Here is a 13,565-nt window from a genome sequence, read left to right as displayed (position 1 = left end):
CGGGAAGCGGTGGATGCGATGGCGTCCACCGCTTGCGGTCGTTCAACCTGCGTTTACCGTCACTGACGCTCCGTCCTGCGTCATGATCATGAATTAACGGCGCGGAGCGTATGTCGTGAACTTCCGGCACGGCTTCGGCGAGCCGTTTCTGATCGGGCAGGTGGATGAGAGCAATGAACGTCGTCGCAACGGCCAGGCGTATCCACGACAATGTCGGCTTCTGGCTGACGGCGCTGGGGCAGGAGGCGATGGACCTGTCGCTGCGAACCCATGCGGAGTTGCGCACGCGCATCGTCGAGAGCCCGGGCACGACCCTGGACGACGCGGCGCTGGCGGCGCTCGTGGCCGATCTCCGCACCGTCGCCGGCAAGACGCTGCCCGCCGGCGAGCTCACCTATGGCATCTTCTCAGGCGAGCGCGACCCGCTCGCGCGCGCCATCATCACGGTGGTGTCGGAGGAGGCGGGCGGCCGGCCGATCGCCTTCAATGCGCTCGCGGTGATGCAGGTCGAGCGCGATGGCGACAGCCAGCAGGTGATCCATCTCGGATTGGTCATGGTCGATCCGGAAGCGCGCGGCAAAGGGCTGTCCGGCGTGCTCTACGGCCTCACGACGCTGCTGCTGTTCGTCCGCGACGGGCTGCGGCCGAAATGGATCTCCAACGTCACGCAGGTGCCGGCGGTGGCCGGCATGGTCTGCGAGACCTTCTCGGACGTCTATCCGTCGCCGCTGCCGCAGGCCCGACAGAGCTTTGCGCATCTTCAGCTCGCGCGCGGCATCATGCGGGCGCATCGCGCGGTGTTCGGTGTCGGCGGCGAGGCCGGGTTCGACGAGGCGCGCTTCGTCATCACCAACGCCTATACCGGCGGCTCCGATGCGCTGAAGAAGACGTATGACGATGCGCCCAAGCATCGCGACGCCATCTACAACGGCTTCTGCGCGCGCGAGCTGGACTACACCAGGGGCGACGATCTGCTGCAGCTCGGCCGAATCGATCTCGCCGCCGCCCGGCGCTATCTGCTGCGCGAGATCCCCTCCGGCTCGCTGCCGGCGCTGCTGGCGACCTCGGCCGTGCTGGCGCTGCAGCGGATGATCCTGCCGCTGGTGCATTGGCTCGACGACACCAGGGCGTTCGGCACGCTGCGTCCGCGCCTGCAGTCCGGCGAGCCCGCGCCATGACGGCCGGCATCGTTGCGGACTCCGTCGTCAACCTCTGCGGCGCGCTCGGCCTCGCGGTTGCCGCTGCCATGCTGCACCGGCGCGACCCGAGGGGACCGCTGACGGCACGGCTGGTCGTTCTGCTCGGGACCGTCGCCTCGCTGTTCCTGTTGCGCGGCGTCGCCTGGTGGACGGACAATGCTTTTCTCGACCGCATCTCCCTGATTCCGGCGGCGCTGATCCCGCTCGGCGCGCTGGCGGTGACGGAAGGTCTGCTACGGCGGCACGCGCATCGCACGCTCAAGGCGATCGCGCTGGCCGGCGGCGTGGTGCTCGCGCTCGCCGGCGCGCTCGGTCCGGCCGAGTTCGAAAGCCACCACACAATCGTGCTGTCAGCCTTTCAGCTCGCGGGCTTTGCGACCTGCGCCTGGCTGCTGCTTCGCCGCGACCGCGCGAGCCTGCTGGCCTGGGAGAACCGCGTCATCGATCGCGTCGCGTTCGGCGCCGTCATGGTCATTCCCTTCATCATCACCGATTTCCGCGTCCTGGCGCCGAGCATGCCGGTGCGGCTCGGCGCATTGGGCGCGCTGCTGGCGGTGACCGCGATCCTGATCGCCGGCGCCAGCGCGGAGACGCAGCGTCAGGGCGGGCTGCTGACATTGTTGCGAATCCTCGGCGCCGCCCTGCTCGGCGCCGCCGCGGCCGCGCTGTCGCCGGACGTCGATGCGGCGCAATTGATGCGTTTCTGCGCGGTCGCGGTGGCCGGCGTGCTCACGATCGGGCTGATCGGCGATGCCTTGCGCGCGATGCTGCAAGCCCGCGAGCCGGGCGTGCTCGACTCGATCGGGGCGTCGCGCGCGACGACACGCGACGAACTGATCGCCGAGCTCACGCACCAGCCGGTCTTCGAAAGCGCACGCCGCTGTCGCGAGGATGAGCTGACCGCCTATGATCCGCCGCTGCTGCGCGACTTTCTCGCGTCAAGCCGTGTGCTGCGCCGGGCCGATGCGCCGTGGCGGCGGGCGGTCACCGACCCCGCTGTCGAGCGCGTGGTGGCGCTGATGGATGCGCGGCATGCGACGCATGTGATCGTGCTGTCGCACCAGCCGGTCGATCTCATCGTGCTCGCGGTCTCCGTGATCTCGGCCGATCCGGCCACGGAAACCGCGCTCGCGCTCGTCAGGCGCCTGCTGGTGCAGGCGCCCGAGCGACAAGTGATCACGCCCACATGTGATGATGCTGATGCTGTGACATCTCCATCATCGGCCCCTCCATCATCGGACCGTCCATGACCAGGGTTGCCGGAGCGGCGCTGGCCTGTGCTGCCGGCGCGGCGCTGGGAAGCATGATCACGTTCGAGGCCGGCGCGCTGGTGACCGCGGCCAGCAGCGCGGCGGCGTCGGCACTGTTGCCGCCGCCGGTGGTCGCCAGCACCTGGCCGATCGTGGTGCCGTCGACATTGTAGGCGCCGCCATTGACCGGGATGTTGTTGCCGCCGACATCGGCTGCGTTCTGGTGCATCTGGTCGGCGGCCGCGGCGACCAGCGCCTTGTTGCCGGCCTGGAAGCCCTCGAGGATCTTGGCGATCTCGGCGCCGAGCGTGCTCTGGTCGCCGAGCAGCTCATTGTCGAAGCGGGCCTGGAAGATGCCGCCCTGCGCCGCGTCGAAATCGGTGACGTCCTTCTTGAAGGTCATCAGGTCGGCGGTGACCTTGGCCATCGCGGCGGCGTCGCCGGAATTGACGGCGGCGATTGCAGCCTTGCCGAGCGCGTTGGACTGGGCGATGAACATGGCCCAGAAATCGGTCTGTGCCTGGTTGTCCTGATAGGCCGGCGTCGGGTTGAGGAAGTCGCCGAAGCCGCTCCAGCCGGTCAGGCCGTTCTGCTGCGCCATGTTGGCGAGATTGGTGTCGCCGGCGACGATGTCGATGATGTCGAGGAAGTCGTCGTTCAGCGCGCGGCCGATGTCGACATTGCCGGCCGCGCCGTTGATGTGGGTGTTGACGAGCGCGAGCTGGTCGATGATGGCGAGCGCGTGCACGCCGGTCAGGCCGCCGAACTGCAGCGGATTGGCGGCGACCAGCGCATTGAGGCCGGCGATCAGCGCGTCGACATCGTCCTGGATGACATCGACATTGCTTTCGTTCACGCCGCCGATCAGCCGGTTGGCGGCATCGTTGAAGATCAGGCCGAGCTCGGCCAGCGTGCCCTTGGCGGCGGTTGCGGCCGTCACGCCTTCGGGCAGCAGCGCCGGCGCCTGCAGGAAGCCGGTGACGCCGTCGGCGTTGGTCGCATTACCCGCAAGGTTCGGATCGTTGTTGACGACGTTGAGGATGTCGAGATGCGCGTTGCGCAGCGCGGTCTCCGCGGCGGCGATGCTGCCGAACGCGCCGCCGCCGGTCACCGAAGCCATCGCGGCATCCTGCGCGACCGTGATGTCGGCGAGGATCTTGTTGATGTTGGTGAGCGTCTGACCGGTGAACTGGCCGGCGGCAACCATCGCCTTCAGACCATCCTGAATCACGGTGAGATCGCCAGTGTAGTTGTAGACGCTGCCAAGCCCCTGGCCGCCTTCCTCGACCACGTTGCGCCACAGCCCGCCTTCGAGAAAGCGCGTCGCGTCGTTGAAGACGACGCCGAGATCGGCAAAGCCGAGCGCGGGCGTCGGCGGCGTGGGCGGTGTCGGCGTGGGCGGCGTCGGAGGCATTGGCGCCGGCGCCGGCTGGCAGTGATGATTGTGATGATGATGGTGGTGGTGGTCGTTGTGATGATGGTGACCGTGGTGACTGTCGTGATGGTGACGGTGATGGCGCGACATGTCCAACGTACTCCTCAAAGCTGCGCACCACTGCGGATGAGCCGAAGCAACGGGGCGCGGCTGACGCGGGTGCGGATGATGAGGGCTATCTGCTGCCTGCTTCGTGGCTGCTTCGCGCAGGGATTGTGGAATGCGTCTGCGTCAGATTGTCGTGCGGCGTACGGATGGCGCTCCCGCAGAGCTGCGACATCTCACCGCTTGACGGTCGAGGGGCGCTTCAAGAGCCGGTGACCAGCGGCGATGTCGCGCCCGCGGCAAATCAGTGAGTTGGAAGAGCGTTCGACCGTAGCGATTCGGTCGACGGGTAGACGTCCCGAACGCACGCGGACCGCCTTGCGACGATCCGACGCGTCTGGGAGCTTGTGCTGAGACCGGGAGCAGCTACGCGCCGCCGCTCCGATGTGGTCGGATCATGGCGATATCTTTGCGAACTCCGCGAATGCGTCGGCGTAGTCGGCATGCCAGCGCGACAGCGGCGGCCGGTTCTCGACGATGTCGGAGGCTGCCCACAGGATGCGCCGCTCGTCAAGCGCCCGCGGTACGTCGTTGTCGGGGCACAGCACGTAGAAGTCGCCGGCCGTAACGCGCTCCAGCATGAAGTCGACCGTCTGCTCCGGCGTCCACGCGGCGGCCGGCTTCTCGACGCGGCCATTCGCGGTGAGCGGCGTGAACACGAAGCCCGGAATGAACAGATGCGCCGTCACCTGGCAGCCGGGCGTGTTGCGCAGCTCGTGCTGCAGCGCCTCGGTGAACGCCTTCACGCCGGCCTTCGAGACGTTGTAGGCGGGATCGCCGGGCGGCGTGGTGATGCCCTGCTTGGAGCCGGTATTGATGATCAACGCCGGCTTGCTCTGGGCGATCATGTTGGCTGCGAACACCTGCGAGCCGTGGATGACGCCCCACAGATTGACCCCGAGGATGCGCTGCCAATTGTCGTCGGCAAGCATCTTGCTGCCCGGCTGGATGCCGGCATTGTTCATCAGCACGTCGATCGCGCCGAAGCGTGCGCGCACCGCCGTTTCGAGCGCGACCACGCTGTCCCGGTTGCTCACATCGACCGTGGCGGTCATGACCGCAGCCTCGCCACGCTTGGCCGCGGCCGCGAGCTTGGCGGCGGCGTCGCGCAGCCGGGCCTCGTCGACATCGGCGATGCAGACGTTCATGCCGCGCTCTGCGAAGCGCATGGCGGCGGCGAGCCCGATGCCGGAGGCGCCTCCGGTGACGACGGCGGTGTGGTCGGCGGACAAGGCGGGGTGAGACACGGCAGGTTCTCCGGCATGACGATGAGATGCTGGTGTATGACGTCCTGGCGCGGCCGCAAGATCATCCGGCTGACGGCAAGACGGGTTTTTTGCGGCTGCAACGCGAGGGCACCAGTCCGGTCGCAGATGCATCGCGTCGTCTGGAACCGGCTTACGACGCGGCCTTGGCCCCGCGCGCCTTCCTCGGCTTCTCGATGTCGCTGCGCAGCGCGGCGAGATCCTTCTTCACGGCGTCAGCCGCATCGCGCTCGATGCGCCGATAACGTTCGACCAACTGCGCGCCGAATGTCGTCAGCGCCGCGCCACCGCCATTGCGGCCGCCGGTCTGCCGCGCGACCGCGGGCTGCCGGCATACCCGGTTGATCTCGTCGACGAGGTCCCAGGCCCGCTTGTAGGACATGTCCATCGCGCGCCCGGCCGCAGAGATCGAGCCGTGTCGCGCGATGTTCTCCAGCAGCGCGATCTTGCCCGGCCCGATCCGGCTGCCGTCATCGAGATCGATGCGCAGGCTGAGCGAGGGCAGGGCGTTCGCTTTCGGCATGGAGGGTCTGCTCGTACTGACGTGGGGCGGACATTGCCACCATCATGTTTTGCGAACAAGATGATCCCAATCGACAATCGCAACGACATCTGGGGACGAAATGCTGCCTGCGCTGTTTTCACCGCTCACGATCGGTCCTTATCACCTCAAGCACCGCGTCGTGATGGCGCCGTTGACCCGCATGCGCGCCGCAAGGGAGACCCTCGCGCCGCGGCCGCTCAACGTCGAGTATTATGCGCAGCGCGCGACGCCGGGCGGGCTGATCATCGCCGAGGCCTCGCCGGTGCTGCCGACCGGCACCGGCAGCCCGAACGTGCCGGGGATCTACAGCGCGGCGCAGGTCGCCGGCTGGAAGCAGGTCGTCGACGCGGTGCATGCCAAGGGCGGAGTCATTTTCCTACAGCTCTGGCACGTCGGCCGCGTCTCGCATTCCTCGTTCCAGCCGGGCGGCGTGCTACCGGTGGCGCCGTCGGCGATCGCGATCGGCGACGATCTCAAGGCGATGACGGCGGACGGCAAGCCGGCGGCCTACGAGACGCCGCGCGCGCTGGAGACGGACGAGATCCCCGCGCTCGTCGCGGCCTATGGCCAGGCCGCGCGCAACGCGATCGCGGCGGGCTTCGACGGCGTCGAGGTGCATAGCGCGAACGGCTATCTCATCGAGCAGTTCCTGCAGACCCGCAGCAACCAGCGCACCGACCGCTATGGCGGCGCAATCGAGAACCGCTGCCGCTTCCTGCTCGAGGTCACGCAGGCGGTGATCGACGCCTGCGGCGCCGACAAGGTGGGCGTGCGGCTGTCGCCCTATGGCATCGCCAACGGCTCCGGCGAGGCCGAGCCGATGCCGCTCTATACCTACGCGATCGAGGCGCTCAACAAGCTCGGCATCGCCTATCTGCATCTGATCGAGCCGCGCTCCTCCGGCGCCGGCCGCGCCGACGTCAACTGGCAGAACGTGCCGTCGGCCATCGTTCTGTTCCGGCCGCTGTGGAAGGGCGTGCTGATCGGCGCCGGCGGCTTCACCGGCGAGCCGGCGGAAGCCGCGATCCAGGCCGGCCACGCCGACGCCATCGCCTTCGGCCGCACCTTCATCTCCAACCCGGACCTGCCCGCCCGGCTGCGGCACGGCTGGCCGCTGACGCCGTATCACCGTCCGACCTTCTACGGCGGCGAGGAGAAGGGCTACACGGACTATCCGGCGTATGACGCCATGGCGAAGGCGTAGCTCGCGCTCTCTCCGCCGTCATTGCGAGGAGCGTAGCGACGAAGCAATCCAGAGTCGCGTGCGCCACCCTGGATTGCTTCGCTTCGCTCGCAATGACGGTGGAGCGAGAGTTGGCGTCAACTAATAGGACCGTGCCTGGAGGAGCCGACCCATGAAAAACCGCACGACCGGACGCTCGGCCTTCCTCGCGCTGCTCAAGGACGAGGGCATCACGCATCTGTTCGGCAATCCCGGCACCACCGAGCTGCCGATCATGCACGCGCTGAAGGACCATCCCGATCTCACCTATGTGATGGCGATGCAGGAGAGCCTGGTGGTGGCGATCGCCGACGGCTTCAGTCGCGCCTCGGGACGCCTCGTCGCCTGCAACGTCCACGTCGCGCCGGGTCTCGGCAACGGCATGGGCGCGCTCTACAATGCGCAGTTCACCGGAACGCCGATGATCCTCACCGCCGGCCAGCAGGAGCAGGGCCACGGCCTGATGGAGCCATTGCTCTACGGCCCGCTGGTGCGGATGGCCGAGCCGCTGGTGAAATGGGCCGTCGAGGTGACGAGGCTGGAGGACCTGCCGCGCATCATCAGGCGCGCCGCCAAGGTGGCGACCACGCCGCCGACCGGTCCCGTCTTCATCTCGCTGCCCGGCGATATCCTCAATGCCGAAGCCGGCATCGAGCTCGGCCGTTCCACCCGGGTCGATGCGCGCGTGTTGCCGGCCGCGGACGCGTTGCAGGCGCTGGCGCAGCGCATTCTCAGGGCGCAGCGGCCGATGATCATCACCGGCGACGAGATCGTCAAGAGCGATGCGCTGCGGCAGGCGGCCGAGTTCGCGTCGGCGATCGGCGCTCCCGTGCATCAGCAGTCCGCGCCCTATGGCGCGCATTTCCTGTCCGAGCATCCCTGCTACATCGGCTCATTGTCGCGCGCGCAGCAGCAGGTCCGCGACCTGCTCGCGCCACACGATCTTCTCATCGTGCTCGGCGCCGATCCCTTGCGGATGTCCGTGCATAGCGACATCGAGCCCCTGCCCGAGGGCTTGCCGATCGTGCAGATCGGCCTCGTCGATTGGGAGCTGGGAAAGAATTTCGGTGCCGAGATCGCGCTCAAGTCCGACGTTCGCGAGACGCTGCTTCAGCTCACGCCGCTCTTGCGCGAGCTCGGCGGCGCGGCCCTGCAGGCGCGTGCGCAGGAACGCCTGGCCGAATTGTCCTCGAAGAACTGGAGCGCGCGGCGCCGCAAGCTGGCCGCGCAGATCGAAGCGGCGCGCGAGCGGACGCCGATCGATCCGGACTACCTGGCGCTGCAGGTCGCCGAGGCGATGCCGGAGCACGGCATCCTGGTCGACGAGGGCCTGACCTCGGCGCGCTACATGACGGCGCTGTGGCCCTATCGCGACCGCTACAATTATCACGGCCTCGCCTCCGGCGGCATCGGCTGGGGCCTGCCGGCCTCGGTCGGCGTCAGTCTCGCCAATCTCGATCGTCCGGTCGTGTGCTATTCCGGCGACGGCAGCGCGATGTATTCGATCCAGGCGCTGTGGACCGCAGCGCATCACAAGCTGCCGCTGTCGGTCGTCATCGTCAACAATGGCGGCTACCGCATCATCAAGCAGCGGCTGCTGTCGTTCCACGGCGACGACAACTACATCGGTATGGATTTTGTCGACCCGCCGGTGGATTTCGCAGGGCTGGCACGGTCGCTCGGCTGCGAGGCGATGCGCATCAGTGATCCGCGCGAGCTGAAGCCGAGCTTGTCGGACGCGTTCCGCAGGCCCGGCGCCAAGCTGATCGAGGTGATGGTCAGTCACGCGGTGAATTGAGAGACTGCGCCTCTGGATTGTCAGTTGACCACGTTCGTCCGGGACGAGGACGGGGCTGGCGTTACACGGGCGGGCGAGGAGTACCGAGCAAGCCGCAACGCGATCCAACCACCGAGTTTGATGGCAGGCTACGCGGTTCCGAAATCCGAGACTTGCTTGATATCAGCATTGAATTCAAACCCAGCCCCTTCCGCTCGCCGCGCGATCCCGATATGACGCCGCCTTCGTTGTGACTGGAAAAGCGCCATGACCAGGATTGATGCAATTGCCCGTGCCCGTCAGACGCTGACGAGCGGTGACTTCTTGGCCGAGCTCGGCCGCCGGGTCGCCTATCGCACCGAGAGCCTCAATCCCGAGCGCAAGGACGAGCTCGCGGCGTATCTGACCAAAGAGCTGACGCCGTCCTTTGCCGCCCTCGGCTTTTCCTCCGAGATCGTGCCCTCGCCGAGCGGCAAGTCGCCGTTCCTGATCGCGACCTACCACGAGAGCGACAGTGCCCCGACGGTGCTCAGCTATGGCCACGGCGACACCGTCGACGGCATGGCTGGCGAATGGCGCGACGGCCGCGATCCCTGGGCGGTGACGCCGGCGGGCAATCGTCTCTATGGCCGCGGCACCGCCGACAACAAGGGCCAGCACAGCGTCAACATGGCGGCGCTGCGCGCGGTGCGCGAGGCGCGTGGCGGCAAGCTCGGCTTCAATGCCAAGTTCATCATCGAGATGGGCGAGGAGATCGGCTCGCCCGATCTCGCCAAGGTGGCCGATCTGCATCGCGACGCCTTGAAGGCCGACGTCTTCATCGGCTCGGACGGCCCGCGGCTGTCGACCGCGCGCCCCACCATCTTTCTCGGCTGCCGCGGCGGCATCCGGTTACATCTCGACGTCAACCTGCGCGAGGGCGGCAATCACTCCGGCAATTGGGGCGGCGTGCTCGCCAATCCGGCGACCATCCTGGCGAACGCGATCGCCACGCTGGTCGACGGCCATGGCCGCATCAAGCTGGAGGCGCTGAAGCCGCCGCGTCTCACCAATGCGATCCGCGCCATCCTCGCCGACGTGAAGGTGGAGCCGACCGCCGACGAGCCGGCGCTGTCGGACAATTGGGGCGAGGAGGGGCTGACGCCGGCGGAGCGGCTCTATGCCTGGAATACGCTCGAGGTGCTTGCGATCTCCTCCGGCAATATCGACAAGCCGGCGAATGCGATCCCCGGCCGCGCCCGCGCCGTGCTGCAGCTGCGTTTCGTCGTCGGCACCAAGGTCGACAGCATCGTGGCCGACGTGAAGAACCATCTCGCCGCGCATGGCTTCCCGATGATCGAGGTCAGCATGGCGCAGAGCTTCATGGCCTCGCGCGCCGACATCGACAGCCCCTGGATCAAATGGGCCGCGGATTCCATCAAGATGAGCACCGGCAAAGCGCCCGCCGTGCTGCCGAACTTCGGCGGCTCGCTGCCCAATGACGTGTTTGCCGACGTGCTGAAGATGCCGACCATGTGGGTGCCGCATTCCTATCCGGGCTGCTCGCAGCACGCGCCGGATGAGCACATTCTGCTGGATGTCACGGAGGAGGCGCTCGGCCTGATGGCCGGGCTGTTCTGGGATCTCGGCGAGCTGCAGAAGCCGTTGTGAGGCGAGAAGGGGGGCATGAGCACACATCTCTTGGCGTTATCGGTGCTCACCTCTCGCTGCCTGAGGCGGGGTGAGCGACGCCCCGGTCGTGTTCAGCGCCTGCGGCCGCCCTTCGAGACGGCCGCCTTCGGCGGGCTCCTCAGGGCGAGGACTGGTGCCTTGGCGAAGTCCGCGGTGACGTTCATGGTGAGGAACGCCGCGCCGGTCAGGAAGATGGAAGGCGGGGTTGCTGCGCGCGGCGCGTCTCGAACCACGAGGCCCGTGTGCCGTGCGGTTGCATTGCCGCGTGCGGGAACCGCCCGAGTGAGACTTTCGTCTGGTCGCGGGGCTCGCGAGCCCCTCGCAGTTTACCATCCCGACGTTCGGCGCTGCCGTTTCAGCCCGAACGTCTTGTCGAAGGGGACGCGGGACAGGCAATTTGTCGCGATCGTCCGAGGACGTCCCGCCGCGGGGCGGTTTATGGTGCCCGCGCTCGTCCGGCCGGAGATCGTCCGGGGGGCGGGGGCCATTTTGAGTTCGCTGTGGTTTATGCAAGCATCCGGCAATCAGCCGGATTGAGGAGATCAGTTATGAAGCAGCTTCGCCTATTCGGTCTTGCCGTCGCCGCCGCGCTCTGCGCCGGCCAGGCGCAGGCCGAGGACCTGACGGGGACCCTGAAGAACATCAAGGAGACCGGCACCATTACGCTCGGCGTCCGCGACTCCTCGATCCCGTTCTCCTATCTCGACGACAATCAGAAGCCGATCGGCTTCGCCATCGACATCTGCATGGGCATCGTCGATGCCGTGAAGAAGGAGCTCAAGCTCGACAAGCTCGACGTGAAGCTCAACCCGGTGACGTCGTCGACCCGCATCCCGCTGCTCGCCAACGGCACCATCGATCTCGAATGCGGCTCGACCACCAACAATGCCGAGCGCCAGAAGCAGATCTCCTTCACCAACACCCACTTCCTGACGGCGAGCCGCTACGTCTCGAAGAAGGCGAGCAAGATCAACGCGATCGACGATCTGAAGGGTAAATCGGTCGTGTCGACCGCCGGCACCACCAACATCAAGCAGCTGACCGAGGCCAATGCCGCGCGCAATCTCGGCATCAACATCATCCCGGCCAAGGATCATGCCGAGGCCTTCCTGATGGTGGAGACCGATCGCGCCGTCGCCTTCGTGATGGACGACATTCTTCTGGCGAGCCTCGTCGCCGGTTCCAAGGATCCGGCCGCCTATGTCGTTTCCAAGGACGCGTTCTCGAAGCCTGAGCCCTACGGCATCATGCTGCGCAAGGACGACCCGCAGTTCAAGAAGGTGGTCGATGCGGCGACCGCCAAGATCTACACCAGCGGCGAGGGCGCCAAGCTGTATGACAAATGGTTCATGCAGAAGATCCCGCCGAAGGGCCTGAACCTCAACACCCCGCTGTCGCCGGAGCTGAAGGCCGAGTTCGCCAAGCCGTCGGATTCGCCGGATCCGGATTCGTACAAGCCGTAAGGTGAGGTCGCAGCTCTCGCGCCGAATTCGATGCGCCCCCCTCCCCCTTGCGGGGAGGGGTCGGGGGTGGGGGTCTCAGGAAAGACTGCCCGTGTGGACTCCCCACCCCGACCCTCCCCCGCAAGGGGGGAGGGAACGCAGCGAGTTTTTGGCAAAGACTGTGTATTGCGACTTGCGAGCTAATTCCCTCTCAGGATGTCCCCGTGAACTACACCTGGAACTGGCACATCTTCCTGGAGCCGAACCCGACTGGGGCCGGCACCTATTTCGACATGCTGCTGGCGGGGCTGAAGGTCACGATCGTGACCTCGCTGTCGGCTTGGGTGATCGCGCTGATCTGCGGCACGATCGTCGGCATCCTGCGCAGCTTGCCGTCCAAGCTGGCGACCTGGATCGCCTTCGCCTATGTCGAGTTCTTCCGCAACATGCCGCTTTTGGTGCAGCTGTTCCTGTGGTTCTTCGTGCTGCCGGAGCTGTTGCCGCCCACGATCGGCCTGTGGCTGAAGCAGATGCCCAATGCGCCATTCTATACGGCGGCCGTCGGCATCGGCCTGTTCATGTCGGCGCGTGTCGCCGTGCAATTGGCGGCCGGCATCGGCTCGCTGCCGCGCGGCCAGAAGCTGGCGGCGACCGCGCTCGGCCTCACCACCTTGCAGGCCTACCGCTACGTGCTGCTGCCGATGGCTTTCCGCATCATCCTGCCGCCGCTGACGTCCGAATTTCTCAACACGGTCAAGAACAGCGCCGTCGCAATCACGATCGGTCTGATCGAGCTGACGGGCGCTGCGCGCGCCATGCAGGAATTCTCGTTCCAGGTGTTCGAGGCCTTCAGCGCCGCCACCTTGATGTATCTCGTCATCAACGTCATCGTCGTGATCGGCATGCGGCTCCTGGAGCGCGCAGTGGCGGTCCCTGGCTACATCACGGGCAAATGAGATGCTGGCCAATTTCGATTTCGACGTCATCCGCCGCTCGCTGAGCTATCTTTTCATCGACGGCATGACCTTCACGCTGACCTTGACGGCGCTGTCGGCGACGGGCGGTCTTGTGTTCGGCACCCTGATCGCGCTGATGCGGCTGTCCGGCTATCGGGTGATGGGCTTTATCGCCGGGCTCTATGTCGACTTCATGCGCTCGCTGCCGCTGGTTCTGGTGATCTTCTGGTTCTACTTCCTGGTGCCCTATATCGGGCAGTGGATCACCGGCTCGTCGCGGCCGATCAAGGTCGGCGCGTTCGCGTCCTCCCTGATCACCTTCATCCTGTTCGAGGCGGCCTATTTCTCCGAGATCATGCGCGCCGGCATCCAGTCGATCTCGCGCGGCCAGCCGGCCGCGGCCTCGGCGCTCGGCCTGACCTATGCGCAGACCATGCGCTACGTCGTGCTGCCGCAGGCGTTCCGCAACATGCTGCCGGTGCTGCTGACGCAGACCATCGTGCTGTTCCAGGACACGTCGCTGGTCTACGTGCTCTCGATTCCGGACTTCCTCGGCGCTGCTTCGAAAGTCGCCCAGCGCGACGGCCGTCTGGTCGAGATGTACCTGTTCGCGGCCCTGGTCTACTTCACCATCTCCTGTGTCGCGTCCTACGGCGTCCGTCGCCTGCAGTCGCGCATCTCCATCATCAGATAGTCGGC

The 13,565-nt window shown here is 66.6% G+C and carries 11 protein-coding genes; 8 read left to right on the top strand and 3 right to left on the bottom strand.

Features of this window, described 5'->3' with window-relative positions; translation table 11 throughout:
• Window positions 1-173 precede the first annotated feature (173 nt).
• Together QX132_RS07230 and QX132_RS07225 are read left to right on the top strand one after the other, a co-directional pair.
• Window positions 174-1,178: a hypothetical protein gene (locus QX132_RS07230; protein WP_316160578.1), complete on the top strand. Its 1,005-nt coding sequence runs from the start codon at window positions 174-176 to the stop codon at window positions 1,176-1,178.
• Window positions 1,175-2,449, top strand: coding sequence for a hypothetical protein (locus QX132_RS07225; RefSeq protein WP_316160576.1), 1,275 nt, complete (start codon window positions 1,175-1,177; stop codon window positions 2,447-2,449). Before QX132_RS07230 ends, QX132_RS07225 begins: the two co-directional genes overlap by 4 nt.
• Here the strand turns inward: QX132_RS07225 and QX132_RS07220 are convergent.
• The 3 genes from QX132_RS07220 to QX132_RS07210 all read right to left on the bottom strand — a co-directional run bounded on the left by QX132_RS07220 (window position 2,376) and on the right by QX132_RS07210 (window position 5,777).
• Window positions 2,376-3,974 (bottom strand): hypothetical protein, encoded by a 1,599-nt coding sequence (locus QX132_RS07220; RefSeq protein ID WP_316160575.1) that lies wholly within the window; start codon window positions 3,972-3,974, stop codon window positions 2,376-2,378. The genes QX132_RS07225 and QX132_RS07220 overlap by 74 nt on opposite strands.
• A 410-nt stretch (window positions 3,975-4,384) precedes the next feature.
• Complete coding sequence (locus tag QX132_RS07215) at window positions 4,385-5,236, bottom strand: SDR family NAD(P)-dependent oxidoreductase (RefSeq protein ID WP_316160573.1); 852 nt, start codon at window positions 5,234-5,236, stop codon at window positions 4,385-4,387.
• A gap of 151 nt (window positions 5,237-5,387) precedes the next feature.
• Window positions 5,388-5,777 carry a winged helix-turn-helix domain-containing protein gene (locus tag QX132_RS07210; protein WP_316160572.1) on the bottom strand — a complete coding sequence of 130 codons (390 nt, stop codon included), beginning with the start codon at window positions 5,775-5,777 and terminating at the stop codon, window positions 5,388-5,390.
• Window positions 5,778-5,877: 100 nt separating this feature from the next.
• On the opposite strand from QX132_RS07210, the gene QX132_RS07205 reads away from it, so the two are divergent.
• The 6 genes from QX132_RS07205 to QX132_RS07180 all read left to right on the top strand — a co-directional run bounded on the left by QX132_RS07205 (window position 5,878) and on the right by QX132_RS07180 (window position 13,560).
• Window positions 5,878-7,002, top strand: a complete 1,125-nt coding sequence (locus QX132_RS07205) for an alkene reductase (RefSeq protein ID WP_316160571.1) — start codon at window positions 5,878-5,880, stop codon at window positions 7,000-7,002.
• A 151-nt stretch (window positions 7,003-7,153) separates the two neighbouring features.
• Window positions 7,154-8,818: a thiamine pyrophosphate-binding protein gene (locus tag QX132_RS07200; protein ID WP_316160569.1), complete on the top strand. Its 1,665-nt coding sequence runs from the start codon at window positions 7,154-7,156 to the stop codon at window positions 8,816-8,818.
• Window positions 8,819-9,064: 246 nt separating this feature from the next.
• On the top strand, window positions 9,065-10,447 hold the full coding sequence (locus tag QX132_RS07195; protein ID WP_315771228.1) for a M20 family metallopeptidase: 1,383 nt from the start codon (window positions 9,065-9,067) through the stop codon (window positions 10,445-10,447).
• Between the two features lie 569 nt (window positions 10,448-11,016).
• Window positions 11,017-11,931, top strand: a complete 915-nt coding sequence (locus QX132_RS07190) for an amino acid ABC transporter substrate-binding protein (protein WP_316160568.1) — start codon at window positions 11,017-11,019, stop codon at window positions 11,929-11,931.
• A gap of 203 nt (window positions 11,932-12,134) precedes the next feature.
• Window positions 12,135-12,866, top strand: coding sequence for an amino acid ABC transporter permease (locus QX132_RS07185; RefSeq protein WP_315736524.1), 732 nt, complete (start codon window positions 12,135-12,137; stop codon window positions 12,864-12,866).
• 1 nt (window position 12,867) lies between these two features.
• Window positions 12,868-13,560, top strand: a complete 693-nt coding sequence (locus QX132_RS07180; protein ID WP_315736525.1) for an amino acid ABC transporter permease — start codon at window positions 12,868-12,870, stop codon at window positions 13,558-13,560.
• The last annotated feature ends 5 nt before the right edge of the window (window positions 13,561-13,565 follow it).

It is taken from the genome of Bradyrhizobium sp. SZCCHNRI20481, assembly GCF_032485055.1.
GTDB lineage: Bacteria > Pseudomonadota > Alphaproteobacteria > Rhizobiales > Xanthobacteraceae > Bradyrhizobium.
The sequence above is the reverse complement of the archived record's forward strand: the minus strand, read 5'-3'. Positions and strand labels throughout refer to the sequence as shown.

Bases quoted from the DNA above. Each gene is read 5' to 3' on its own strand.
- QX132_RS07220 (WP_316160575.1), bottom strand. From the start codon at position 3,974: ATGTCGCGCCATCACCGTCACCATCACGACAGTCACCACGGTCACCAT.
- QX132_RS07190 (WP_316160568.1), top strand. From the start codon at position 11,017: ATGAAGCAGCTTCGCCTATTCGGTCTTGCCGTCGCCGCCGCGCTCTGC.
- QX132_RS07195 (WP_315771228.1), top strand. From the start codon at position 9,065: ATGACCAGGATTGATGCAATTGCCCGTGCCCGTCAGACGCTGACGAGC.
- QX132_RS07225 (WP_316160576.1), top strand. From the start codon at position 1,175: ATGACGGCCGGCATCGTTGCGGACTCCGTCGTCAACCTCTGCGGCGCG.
- QX132_RS07230 (WP_316160578.1), top strand. From the start codon at position 174: ATGAACGTCGTCGCAACGGCCAGGCGTATCCACGACAATGTCGGCTTC.
- QX132_RS07205 (WP_316160571.1), top strand. From the start codon at position 5,878: ATGCTGCCTGCGCTGTTTTCACCGCTCACGATCGGTCCTTATCACCTC.
- QX132_RS07180 (WP_315736525.1), top strand. From the start codon at position 12,868: ATGCTGGCCAATTTCGATTTCGACGTCATCCGCCGCTCGCTGAGCTAT.
- QX132_RS07210 (WP_316160572.1), bottom strand. From the start codon at position 5,777: ATGCCGAAAGCGAACGCCCTGCCCTCGCTCAGCCTGCGCATCGATCTC.
- QX132_RS07200 (WP_316160569.1), top strand. From the start codon at position 7,154: ATGAAAAACCGCACGACCGGACGCTCGGCCTTCCTCGCGCTGCTCAAG.